Annotated in this window: 11 protein-coding genes and 1 pseudogene; 4 read left to right on the top strand and 8 right to left on the bottom strand. The window is 67.5% G+C overall.

The window, feature by feature from the left end:
* Window positions 1–540: pseudogene (locus G6020_RS16665) on the bottom strand (IS21 family transposase); the annotation flags it as partial.
* A gap of 136 nt (window positions 541–676) precedes the next feature.
* On the opposite strand from G6020_RS16665, the gene G6020_RS16115 reads away from it, so the two are divergent.
* Both G6020_RS16115 and G6020_RS16110 read left to right on the top strand, forming a co-directional pair.
* Complete coding sequence (locus G6020_RS16115) at window positions 677–1,213, top strand: hypothetical protein (RefSeq protein ID WP_182611292.1); 537 nt, start codon at window positions 677–679, stop codon at window positions 1,211–1,213.
* Complete coding sequence (locus tag G6020_RS16110) at window positions 1,210–1,980, top strand: ATP-binding protein (protein WP_182611291.1); 771 nt, start codon at window positions 1,210–1,212, stop codon at window positions 1,978–1,980. The genes G6020_RS16115 and G6020_RS16110 overlap by 4 nt, the downstream gene beginning before the upstream one ends.
* 355 nt (window positions 1,981–2,335) lie before the next feature.
* On the opposite strand, the gene G6020_RS16105 is transcribed toward G6020_RS16110, so the two are convergent.
* The 3 genes from G6020_RS16105 to G6020_RS16095 form a co-directional block, all read right to left on the bottom strand.
* The gene (locus tag G6020_RS16105; protein ID WP_182611290.1) at window positions 2,336–3,352 is read right to left on the bottom strand and encodes a hypothetical protein; all 1,017 of its coding nucleotides are present in this window, start codon (window positions 3,350–3,352) and stop codon (window positions 2,336–2,338) included.
* Window positions 3,280–3,714, bottom strand: a complete 435-nt coding sequence (locus G6020_RS16100) for a hypothetical protein (protein ID WP_182611289.1) — start codon at window positions 3,712–3,714, stop codon at window positions 3,280–3,282. The genes G6020_RS16105 and G6020_RS16100 overlap by 73 nt, the downstream gene beginning before the upstream one ends.
* A 176-nt stretch (window positions 3,715–3,890) precedes the next feature.
* The gene (locus tag G6020_RS16095) at window positions 3,891–4,463 is read right to left on the bottom strand and encodes a YdeI/OmpD-associated family protein (RefSeq protein ID WP_182611288.1); all 573 of its coding nucleotides are present in this window, start codon (window positions 4,461–4,463) and stop codon (window positions 3,891–3,893) included.
* An 85-nt stretch (window positions 4,464–4,548) separates the two neighbouring features.
* On the opposite strand from G6020_RS16095, the gene G6020_RS16090 reads away from it, so the two are divergent.
* Window positions 4,549–5,217, top strand: coding sequence for a mismatch-specific DNA-glycosylase (locus tag G6020_RS16090; RefSeq protein WP_182611287.1), 669 nt, complete (start codon window positions 4,549–4,551; stop codon window positions 5,215–5,217).
* A 32-nt stretch (window positions 5,218–5,249) separates the two neighbouring features.
* Here G6020_RS16090 and G6020_RS16085 read toward each other — a convergent pair whose 3' ends face one another.
* The 4 genes from G6020_RS16085 to G6020_RS16070 form a co-directional block, all read right to left on the bottom strand.
* Entirely contained in the window at window positions 5,250–5,771 is a 522-nt protein-coding gene (locus G6020_RS16085; protein ID WP_182611286.1) for a nucleoside deaminase, read from the bottom strand.
* Between the two features lie 33 nt (window positions 5,772–5,804).
* The gene (locus G6020_RS16080) at window positions 5,805–6,920 is read right to left on the bottom strand and encodes a N(5)-(carboxyethyl)ornithine synthase (protein WP_241730981.1); all 1,116 of its coding nucleotides are present in this window, start codon (window positions 6,918–6,920) and stop codon (window positions 5,805–5,807) included.
* Between the two features lie 220 nt (window positions 6,921–7,140).
* Window positions 7,141–7,347, bottom strand: coding sequence for a dodecin (locus G6020_RS16075; RefSeq protein WP_182611284.1), 207 nt, complete (start codon window positions 7,345–7,347; stop codon window positions 7,141–7,143).
* A 149-nt stretch (window positions 7,348–7,496) separates the two neighbouring features.
* The gene (locus G6020_RS16070; protein WP_179525636.1) at window positions 7,497–9,731 is read right to left on the bottom strand and encodes an NADP-dependent isocitrate dehydrogenase; all 2,235 of its coding nucleotides are present in this window, start codon (window positions 9,729–9,731) and stop codon (window positions 7,497–7,499) included.
* A gap of 327 nt (window positions 9,732–10,058) precedes the next feature.
* On the opposite strand from G6020_RS16070, the gene G6020_RS16065 reads away from it, so the two are divergent.
* Window positions 10,059–10,835 carry an isocitrate lyase/phosphoenolpyruvate mutase family protein gene (locus tag G6020_RS16065; protein WP_179525635.1) on the top strand — a complete coding sequence of 259 codons (777 nt, stop codon included), beginning with the start codon at window positions 10,059–10,061 and terminating at the stop codon, window positions 10,833–10,835.
* Window positions 10,836–10,939: the final 104 nt, after the last annotated feature.

Below are 10,939 nucleotides of genomic sequence, written 5' to 3'. Positions count from 1 at the left end.
GACGAACGCGTACCGGCTGAACGGCAGGCACGCCACGAACAGGTACACCTTTCGCGTCGCCCCGGTGACCGGGTCGGTGAGCTCCATCGTGGGGCCGGACCAGTCGACCTCGACCGTCTGGCCGGCCTTGTGCCCGACGCGGGAGGCGGCGCCGGTGACCATCACGTGTCGCTGGTAGGTCTTGCACCACCGGTCGTATCCCATGGCCGGCGCTTTCGCGTGGGCGCAGCGGTCGGTGTACTCGCCGTGCAGCAGCTTGAGTGTGACCCCGACCCGGGCCATCTCGCGGTGGACCTGTTCCCAGTCGGGCTGGGCGAACACGCTCTCGTGCTCCCCGCGGCCCGGGAACAGGCGGGCGTACACCTGCTCATCGGTGAGCTCGGCGACGTCGTCCCAGCTCGTCTCGGTCGCATCGGCGGCCTCCAGCACCGCCGCGATGCTCTTGCGGGACATGCCCTGCGAGGCGGCGATCGCCCTGCCTGACAAGCCTTCGGCGCGAAGCTGCAACACGAGCTTCGCCCTGATCTTCCGTACAGTCACGGATTGCTCCTTCCGCCACGCGCCCTATACACGCGGCGGAAGGAAGCCTAGAAGCGGGTGGCCCCCACGGGCGCTACTGCTGGCCCCCACGCGCAATATTCGCGATCTCGGCCACTGGCCCCCGGAGGCAATACCGATGGACCCCAGTGAGACGAATATTCAGAGCCGAGTCACGGTGTTCAACGGCAACGAAGTCGTCTGCGAGCACCCGCGGCTGAGCGGCCGCAAGGGCCAGTACTCCACGCTCGCCGAGCACGTGCCGGACAAGCACCGCGACATCGACGGCCTATGGTCCAGGACCTGGTTCAGCGATCGCGCCCGCAGCTTCGGTCCGGCCACCCAGGAGGTGATCGAGCAGATCCTGGACCGCCACCAGATCGAGGCCCAGGGGTATCTGGACTGCCAGAACATCCTGGGCGGACTCGGCAAGAAGAACCGACAGCGCCTCGAGGCCGCCTGCGGAGAACTCCTTGCCCGCGGCGGCTATCCCACCTACACCACCCTCAAGCGACTGATGGCCGCGATTGACTCCGATGCCAAGGCGCCCAGGACCATCAGGCCCGCGGCCTCAACCCGCAAACACACCGAATCCCAAGGCGACGATCCTGGCCCGGAGGTCTACGTCCGCGACGCCTCCCACTACGAAATCGGCAGCCAGGGGGCAGCGCAGTGACGTTCACCGACATCGACTACGACAAGTTCCGCGCCCTGCGCGTGACCCGAGTCGCCGCCCGGCTGGAGCAGCTCATCGGCGACGAGGCCAACGACGAGCTGACCCCCGAGCAACTATTCCTGACCGCCGTGGACGACGCCCTCGAGGACCGCCGGGCACACAAGGTCGACAAGCTCATCCGGGCCGCCGGCCTGCCGATCCCGGAGGCGAATGTCGCCGAGATCGACTACCGCGAGGGCCGCGGGATCAACCCGGTGCGGATGAAACGCTACGCCGCCCACGACTGGGCCGCCGATCCCACGAACCTCCTGGTCATCTCCCCAACCGGAGGAGGAAAAACGTACCTGGCCTGCGCAATCGGCATCGCTGCCTGCCACAACGGTCACGCCGTCACCTACGCCAGGATGGATTCGCTGGCCCGGCAGTTGGTCATCACCCGCGCCGACGGAATCGCGCACCAAAAACTGCTCAATGACCTATCGAACACGGACCTGCTGATCATCGACGACTTTCTCACCGTCGGCATCGACAGCGATGCCGCCTCCGACCTGTTCGCCATTCTGGCCAACCGCGAACACCGCCTGCCGACGATGATCGCCTCGCAAACCGGGCCGGCCCACTGGGTCGCCGAACTGCCCGACCGAGTCGCCGCGGACTCCATCGTCAACCGCCTGGCTAACAACGCGCGGACGATCAACCTCGGCCAGATCGATATGCGCCGACAGCGCCAAGACCAGGCTCGCACCACCGACGGCTACTGGGAGTAAAGGGCCAGCGGCTGCGGCCCCGCCCAGAAGCTGGGGCCGCAACCGACTCCCCAGAACAGCGCTACCAACTCCGTGGACTCGCGCAACCAAGTAGCCCTACGCGCCAGAGTTGTCGGACGACAGCCCGGCACGCTCTCAACCACGGCCAGCGACGAGCTTGCGGGCGTCGTCCTCCTGTCGTGTTGCGCCCAGGCCCAGGCCCACGCCGGCCGCGTCGATAGAAATGCGGGTGTTAATGGCCGCGCGGCAAGCTGGCGCGGTGGATCGGTTCTCAGGTAGACCAACATTTTACCGGCCGCGCAGGCGGTTGGTTTTCAGTTCAACGTTTGGATGGAGACGATATCCTTGCTTCTGCCTACCTAAGGGGCCAAGTAGCCCTGTTCTTCAAGAAATTGTCAGGAACTCGAAAGGTTGCCAGACGTTCGTAGTGGCCGAAGAAGAACTCTGTGCTCGGAGTGTATCCAACGCCACGGGTTAGTTCCGTGAATAGTTCGCTCATCCATCGGGCGTAGCCGAGTGAGTAGAATCGCCCCCATTTCTGGGTAGCCTTTCGTTCGTGGGCCATGAAGCTGGCTTCAGCCACGTTGGTAATAACCGAACCGTTCTCGTGAAAGTGGAGCGTAACACTTGAGTTGGCCAACATGACCCCAACCTGTTGCGAGTCTGCACGTGCGCGTTTCTCTAGCTTTGTACCGCGAAAGTGCTCGTCAAGAATAGGTTCGCACACGGACGTCCACCAGCGCGCAGTAGGTTCGTGAGGCGACGGAACCCCGGTCAAGGAAGCGTGGTTGGCGTAACGGCCTTGGCTAGCGGCTGCAAAGTTATCGAAGCTAGCCAGGGCGTTTGCCGCAATCCGGCTAGTCGGTCGTTCGTAGCCGAGCTCTAGTTGTCTCTCGGATTGGACTTTCGCAACTGCATCAACAATTCCTAGAATGGAGTGACCTTTGCCCCGAAGCTCCTTGTCGTCTAGGGGCTGTCCGCGCGATAGCAAACTGTCGGACGTCAAGATGAGTTTACCGAGCCGTTCGAGCCCGTTGGAAAAGCCAAACTGCGCGGCCGCATACCGTCCTTGACTCGCGTAGTCGGCGCGGCCGATTTCGTTTGCGCCTGAGCAAATGAGCTGCGCGGCCAGATCGGTCTCGCGGGCGAGCCCCCGCCAAATCGGATCGGAAAACGGTGTGGAGAGCGTGACCATCATGTGCAGCCTAGGGTCGGGCAGTTGTATCCGGCGCAACTTGGTGGAGATTCGGTTCAACGTCTGACGGTGGGGGCTGGATCTCACCGGGCGATCGCTGAACATCATCCGGTCATCGCGCCGAGACTGCCGTTCCGCGCTGCCGCCGACAATCTCGACGCTGTCGAGATCCGCCACCCCGAACGCGAGGAGTGCCTGACCGGAGTCGTCGAGCAAGTCCTCAACGGGCGCAGCGAGCCCCGCACCATCCTGTCCGGGAGCCGGTACCGCGACGACACGGCGACCAAGAATGCGGCCGCAGGGAGCTGGGGCAGCACCGCGAGTCCGCGACGGCGTTCGGCGTACGACTCCGACCAATCGGTCTCACCTACTCCGAGCGGCGCGGGAAGGCCCACGTCGTGCTCGTCGCACGGGAGGACGAGCCTCGAGTTCCGCACCCGGTCGGCGTGGCCGAGGACCAGGTCGATCACGCCGGCGGCCAGCGGGGCGTCGTCGAGGGGGAGTCGGGTCCAGTTCTCGGGGAGTTCGTCGTATCTCATGCCCCCGAGTCTTCGTCAGCGGGACATGGCCCGGAACCCCATGTGGCCGCGCTCTGGATCGCGGACTCGAGGCTGTGGAGAGCCCGTCCTGGTGGAACCATCGGAGAGCGCCGGTCGTCTCGCTGTGGCGACCGTGGCCCTCGTCGTCGTCACATCATGTCGCGTGGGGGACCTGATCACGGCGAGGTGAGGCGGGAGATCAGCCGTCCGACCCGTCGCTCCAGAGTGGAATCGTCCGGGGCCACCAGGAGAGGGTGGATCGCGCTGTACCGCTCGGCGCGGGTGAGTCGGGCGAAAGCGGCTCCTGCCGCCGGAGACGCCTCGAGCGCGGTGGCGAGGACCTCGGGGAGCTGGGCGGTCGCGGAGCCGGCGTAGGCGCGGTCCCAGCGGCCGTCGGACCTCGCCCGCTCGATCTCGGCGACGCCCCGCGGCCGCAGCCTCCGGCTCTCATCGAGGCGGGCGACGATCTCGACGTTCCGCAGTGACCAGATGGAACGCGCGCGGCGGGGGGTGAACCGTTGCACGAACGTCTTCTCGTCGTGCGACCTGCGCTGCCCGTCGATCCACCCGCTGCACAGCGCCTCCTCGAGCGCCTCCTGATAGGAGAGCGAGGTGGGGGAGGTGACCCCCTTCTTGGCGAGCATCAGCCAGGTCCCGTCGCAGCTCTCGTCGTTCGTGATCAGCCACTCGCGCCACCGGTCGATGTTCGCGGCGATCAGTGGTGCGTCAGGCCTGTCCGTCGCGCTCATGGTTTGAGCCTGTCAGGTGAAGAGGCCTGAGTGTGTCCTCTATGCGTCGCGCCCGCCCGGTCAGGTGCCGCGCTAACCTCGCACCATGGCTGAGATCGTCGTGACCGGCATCCCGCGGCGTCCCTCTCCGTCGGGCGGGCGCCGCCCGAAGCGCGACGAGCTCGCCCGGTTCGCCACGGATGATCCGCACGCGGTCGACGACGTCCTGCCCGCGGATGCCGAGCGGCTGCGGCTACTCATCGTCGGTGTGAACCCTGGGCTGTGGACGGCAGCCGTCAACGCGCCGTTCGCGCGGCCGGGGAACCGGTTCTGGCCGTCACTGCACCGGGCGGGACTGACCGATCACCTCGTTGACGCCGCCACCGGGTTCTCGGCCGCAGACGAGTGGCAGTTGCTCTCGCGGGGCATCGGCATGACGAACCTCGTGGGCCGGGCGACCGCGCGGGCCGACGAGCTCACCCGTGAGGAACTGCGGGCGGGTGCGGCCCGGGTGGCCACGGTTGCCGGGGAGCTGCGTCCGGCGGTCGTTGCGGTCGCGGGGATCACGGCTTTCCGGACTGCTTTCGCGCGACCGAAGGCCGGCTACGGGGAGCAGGACACCTCAGATGTACCGGGGTGGCCCGGTGGCGTGGTGCTGTGGGTGCTGCCGCAACCCAGCGGGTTGAACGCGCACGAGACCCTCGACTCCCTGGCCGCGCACTGGCGGGAGGTCTGGGGTGCGGTGGAGAGGACCGGGGACCCCGGTGCACGCTGAACCGGCCCGTCGTCACCCGACTTCCGGCGACGTCAGCCGTCGTTACTCCGTCGATCGGCCCGGAAGGACTTCTCGACCAGCACTCTGATCTCCTCCGCCAGCGCGGGGACCGGACCGGAGACGGGGAGTCCCGGGACCACGTCGGTGATCCCGAGCGGGGCGAGCGGCCCGGGTGCCACGCCGAGATCGGCTTTCCAGCCCGCGTACTGGGCCCCGCTGGAGGCGAAGACGATGCGCCCGAGGCCCACGAACGCGTGGGCGGCGCTGCACATCGCGCAGTGCTCGCCCGAGGTGTACACGACACTGGACGCCCGCTCCTCGGGCTGCATGTTCTCCGCCGCCCAGCGGGCGATCGCGAACTCAGGATGCCTGGTGGCGTCCCCACTCGATTCGCGGTTACGGTCCGCGAACCGCACCTCGCCGGCCTCGTCGACCAGCACAGAGACGAACGGCTTGTCCCCCGCAGCCAGCGCCTGCCCCGCGAGGTCCACACAGGTGCGGAGATGGACGAGGTCGTCGGCCCCGACGGGGCGGGGGTCGGACGTGGTGGTCACGGTGCCTCCTGGAAGGGTCTGCTCCCCGCGGGGTTACGAGCTGCCGCCGACGCGCGCGTGCGGGAAGTCGGCGGCACGCCCCTGGAACGCCAGGATATGCGGGTTCTCGATGACTCCCTCGCGGATCTCGATGGCGCGGGAGATGGTGAGGTCCTCATCCCATGCGGCCGGCCCCTCCATGACAGTCCGCAGGAAGGGCAGGAGCGCCTCGCTGATCTCCCACGTGGCCGAGTTCCACAGGTAGGACGGACTGTGGTCGACGGCGTAGTAGTGCACACCCTGCCCGACGGTGAACATCGGGTCCTCGAACCCCGTGGGCACGGCCCACTCGAAGCCCATGCCGGCGTCGCACGAGACGTCGATGATGAGGCTGCCGGCAGCGAACTCCTCGAGATCCACGGTCCGCAGGTAGGTCAACGGGGCTGTGACGTCCTGGAGAGTGCAGTTCACCACGATGTCGTGCGAGGCGAGGAACGTGGGGAGCAGGACGTCGCCGTCCTCGGTGGGAACCGTGCTGAGGTGGGTCGCGCCCTCGTCGGTGTTGAGCTGGGTGATGTGGGCGCTGTGGATCGGCGAGCCCACCGCCGTGGCCCCCCGCTGGGTGAGGACCTGGATGTCGTGGATCCCGTGGGCGTTCAGGGCGGTGACGGCCCCGCGCGCTGTGGCGCCGAACCCGATCACCACCGCGCTCAGCCGGGGCCCGTAGTTGCCGGTGGACCCCGTGAGGCTCAGGGCGTGAAGGACCGAGCAGTACCCGGCGAGCTCGTTGTTCTTGTGGAGCACGTGCAGACTGAAGTCGCCCTGCCGGGTCCAGTGGTTCATCGACTCGAAGGCGATGAGGGTGAGCCGACGGTCGATCGCGGTCTGCGTCAACCCGGTGTCCTGCACACAGTGCGGCCAGCCCCACAGGACGCGACCCTCCGGGATCTCGGCCATCTCTCCCAGCTGGGGTTTCGGGAGCAGCAGCACGTCAGCGGAGTCGATCACCTCGGCGCGCTCGGCGACCCGCCCCACGCGCGACTCGACATAGCCGGGATCGAGTTGGAAGTCGGCGGCGTAGCCGCGTTCGACGATCATGCGTGCGCGGAGGTCCGGCTCGATCCGGTCCAGGTGCCGGGGATGTATCGGGAGTCGACGCTCGTTCTCCATGGTGGAGCTCGCGAGCAGACCGAGGCTGAGGAGTTCGCCTCCCGGGGAGGCACCATCGCCAGTGGCGGCGGAGGTGGTGGCGGGCGGGTGAGCGGTTCCGGTCATCCGGACTCCCATCATCAGGGAACCGAATCCAGCTCCTGGTCCGACTATATGCGGCCGGACAGGGGAGCGGCCCGGCGCCGAGCGGGAGCGGCCCGCGGGACGGGTCCGATGACGCTCAGGACTCGTGCCGGAACCCGACCTTGATGGTCACCTGCCAGTGGGCCACCCGGTCGCCGTCCAGCTTCCCGCGGACGGACTGCACCTCGAACCACTCGAGGTTGCGGAGAGTCTTGGAGGCCTCGGCGACCGCGTTGGCGATCGCGGCATCCGTTCCTTCGGGGGAGGAGCCGACGATCTCGGTGACGCTGTAGACGTGGTTCATGGTGCCCTCCAGGTTGTGTGACCTGGCTCACCCTATCGCGGCTGGTGCCCTCGCCGGGCCGAATGACACCGGGCCGAATGACACCGGACCCGACGACACCGCACCCGCCGGCGCGCGGCCGATGGGTGTGGTGAGGCGGGCGGGTCGGATCAGTTGCCGAGGCTCGCGAGCGCGGAGTTGAACGTCTCGCTCGGGCGCATGGCCTCCCGCAGCTTGTCGACGGAGGGCTGGAAGTAGCCTCCCAGCTCGACCTTGGAGCCCTGGACCGACAGCAGCTCCTCGAGGATGGTGTCCTTGTCCGCGGTCAGCTTCTCCGCCAGCGGAGCGAAGTGCGCCGCCAGGTCCCGGTCCTCGGTCTGCGCGGCCAGCTCCTGGGCCCAGTACAGCGCGAGCCAGAACTGGCTGCCCCGGTTGTCGAGCTCACCGGTGACGCGGGACGGTCCCTTCCGGTTCTCCAGCAGCTTGCCGGTCGCCGTGTCGAGCGTCTTGGCCAGGATCGTGGCCTTGGGGTTGTCGTCCTTCCGGCCGAGGTCATCCAGGCTGGCCCCCAGCGCGAGGAACTCGCCGAGCGAGTCCCAGCGCAGGTGGTTCTCCTCCACCAGCTGCTGGACGTGCTTCGGCGCCGATCCGCCCGCGCCGGTCTCGTACAGTCCACCGCCCGCCATCAGGGGCACGATCGACAGCATCTTGGCGCTGGTACCGAGTTCGAGGATCGGGAACAGGTCGGTGAGGTAGTCGCGCAGGATGTTGCCGGTCACCGAGATGGTGTCCAGGCCCCTCCACGCGCGCTCGAGCGTGTAGCGCATGGCACGCACCTGGGACATGATCTGGATGTCCAGGCCCTCGGTGTCGTGGTCGGCGAGGTACTTCTTCACCAGGGTGATCAGGTTGTTCTCGTGCGGGCGGTACGGGTCGAGCCAGAAGACGGCCGGCATCTCCGAGGCGCGCGCACGGTCCACGGCGAGCTTCACCCAGTCGCGGATCGGCGCGTCCTTGACGGTGCACATGCGCCAGATGTCGCCGGCCTCGACGTCCTGGGAGAGCAGGACCTCGCCGGTGGCGGCGTCGACGATGTTGGCGACGCCGTCGTACTGGACCTCGAAGGTCTTGTCGTGGCTGCCGTACTCCTCGGCCTTCTGCGCCATGAGACCGACGTTCGGCACGGTGCCCATCGTGGTGGGATCGAACGCCCCGTTGGTCTTGCAGAAGTTGATGATCTCCTGGTAGATCCGCGCGAACGTGGACTCCGGGATGACCGCCTTGGTGTCCTTCTTGCGGCCGTCGGCGCCGTACATCTTCCCGCCGATGCGGATCATCGCGGGCATCGACGCGTCGACGATGATGTCCGAGGGCGAGTGGAAGTTGGTGATGCCGCGGGCGGAGTCGACCATCGCCAGTTCCGGCCGGTGCTCGTGGCACCGGTGCAGATCCTCGATGATCTCCTCCTTCTTGGAGGACGGGAGCGTCTCGATCTTGTCGTACAGGTCGACCATGCCGTTGTTGACGTTGATCCCGAGCTCGTCGAACAGGTCGTGGTGCTTGTCGAAGGCCTCCTTGTAGAAGACCCTCACCGCGTGGCCGAACACGATGGGGTGGCTGACCTTCATCATGGTCGCCTTGACGTGGAGCGAGAACATGACGCCGGTCTCCTTGGCGTCGTTCAGCTGCTCCTCGTAGAACTCCAGGAGCGCCTTCTTGCTCATGAACATGGAGTCGACGACCTCGCCGGCCTCGAGGGGCACCGTCTTGAGGACGTGGGTCTCGCCGTCCGGCGTCACCACCTCCATGCGCGCATCGCAGGCGCGGTCGAGGATGATCGACTTCTCGCCGGCGTAGAAGTCGCCGTGCGTCATGTGTGCGACGTGGGTCTGCGACGCCATCGACCACTTGCCCATCGAATGCGGGTTGGCCCGGGCGTACTCCTTGACCGCCTTCGGGGCGCGGCGGTCCGAGTTGCCCTGGCGGAGCACCGGGTTCACGGCGCTGCCCAGACACGCGGAGAGTCGCTCGGCGACCTCGATCTCCTCGGGGGTCTGCGGGTCGTACGGGTACTTGGGGATGTCGTAGCCCTTGGCCTGGAGTTCCGCGATGGCGGTGTTCAGCTGGGGGACCGAGGCGCTGATGTTGGGAAGCTTGATGATGTTGGTGCCCGGTTCCTGGGTCATCTGTCCCAGTTCGGCCAGGTTGTCGGGAACCTTCTGTTCGTCGGTCAACCGATCCGGGAAGGCGGCCAGGATGCGGGCGGCCACCGAGATGTCGCTCGTCGTGACATCGATGTCGGCGGCGTCGGTAAAGGTGCGGACGACCGGGAGGAACGCCTCCGTCGCCAGTCGTGGGGCCTCATCGGTGAGGGTGTAGATGATCGTCGTTCTGCCTGGGGTCATGTCGGCTCTTTTCTTTTCAGGCTGATCGTGTTCTTGTGGAACGGCATCAGCACGCCTGCACCATCATCACCCGAGTCGGGCCGGCGTGGCCAGAACCCCCCGGTGTGGTCGATCGGTGCACGTGCGCGGTTGTGTGATCGTCTCGGCGTCACCCTGCACTGTGGCCCACGACGCACGCGTCCGCGGCGTTTTCCGGCGGCGGGGACCCCGACCGGGGCGTCCCGGGCCGGGCCGTCCCCGCGGGGCGGGCGCGTTCCGGCGGTGTCGCGTCCGTCCCATCAGGCCTAGTGTCGAGGGACGACCGCTACTGCCGAGGAGGCGTCGACGATGACCGATGTGGGTGCACGGGCACAGGAACTGGCCGCTCTACACGACTCGGGTGACCTGGTGGTCCTCCCGACCGTCTGGGACACCTGGAGTGCCCGGACCGCCGCGGACGTGGGGTTCCACGGACTCACCGTGGGAAGTCACCCGGTCGCCGACGCCATCGGGAGCGCCGACGGTGAGCGGATGGACTTCGGCGAGTACCTCGGGGTGGTGCGCAGGATCGCCGAGTCGGTCGACATCCCCGTGAGCGCGGACGTGGAGTCCGGGTACGGGCTCGGTCCGGACGAGTTGATCTCGCGGTTGCTCGAGGCAGGGGCGGTGGGGGCCAACATCGAGGATGTGGTCCACGGCGAGGGCGACCGGGTCCGGGACAAGCACGAGCACGCCGACTACATCGCCGGCGCCCGCCGCGCGGCGGATGACGCCGGTGTGCCCTTCGTGATCAACGGCCGCACCGACGCGGTCAAGCTGGGCGGAGAGGTCTTCTCCGATCCGCTCGCCGAGGCGGCCGAGCGCATCGTGCTGATGGAGCAGGCCGGCGCGCGCTCGGTCTACCCGGTGGGGCTGACGTCCGCCGACCAGGTGACCAGACTCGTCGGGGCGGTCTCGATCCCGGTCAACGTGACCGCTCATCCCGTGAAGGGCCACGGCGCAGGGGACCTGGCCGTCCTCAGGAACCTGGGGGTGCGGCGGGTGTCCTTCGGCCCGCTGTGGCAGATGTGGCTCACCAAGGTCTCCACCGAGCAGCTGTCCCACTGGATGACCCCCGACCAGTAGGTCGCAGCGGAGCGACCGCCCCGGCAGGCGGTGCGTCGGACGTTCAGTCCGAGGCGCTCGGGCGCCTGCGGCCGGCCTTGGCCTGCGAGCGCCGGCTCTTGGCG

Source organism: Dietzia sp. B19 (assembly GCF_014145155.1).
GTDB lineage: Bacteria > Actinomycetota > Actinomycetes > Mycobacteriales > Mycobacteriaceae > Dietzia > Dietzia natronolimnaea.
This window is presented reverse-complemented; position numbering and strand designations above follow the sequence as displayed.

Bases quoted from the DNA above. Each gene is read 5' to 3' on its own strand.
- G6020_RS16115 (WP_182611292.1), top strand. From the start codon at position 677: ATGGACCCCAGTGAGACGAATATTCAGAGCCGAGTCACGGTGTTCAAC.
- G6020_RS16100 (WP_182611289.1), bottom strand. From the start codon at position 3,714: ATGAGATACGACGAACTCCCCGAGAACTGGACCCGACTCCCCCTCGAC.
- G6020_RS16095 (WP_182611288.1), bottom strand. From the start codon at position 4,463: ATGAGCGCGACGGACAGGCCTGACGCACCACTGATCGCCGCGAACATC.
- G6020_RS16090 (WP_182611287.1), top strand. From the start codon at position 4,549: ATGGCTGAGATCGTCGTGACCGGCATCCCGCGGCGTCCCTCTCCGTCG.
- G6020_RS16080 (WP_241730981.1), bottom strand. From the start codon at position 6,920: ATGGAGAACGAGCGTCGACTCCCGATACATCCCCGGCACCTGGACCGG.
- G6020_RS16075 (WP_182611284.1), bottom strand. From the start codon at position 7,347: ATGAACCACGTCTACAGCGTCACCGAGATCGTCGGCTCCTCCCCCGAA.
- G6020_RS16070 (WP_179525636.1), bottom strand. From the start codon at position 9,731: ATGACCCCAGGCAGAACGACGATCATCTACACCCTCACCGATGAGGCC.
- G6020_RS16065 (WP_179525635.1), top strand. From the start codon at position 10,059: ATGACCGATGTGGGTGCACGGGCACAGGAACTGGCCGCTCTACACGAC.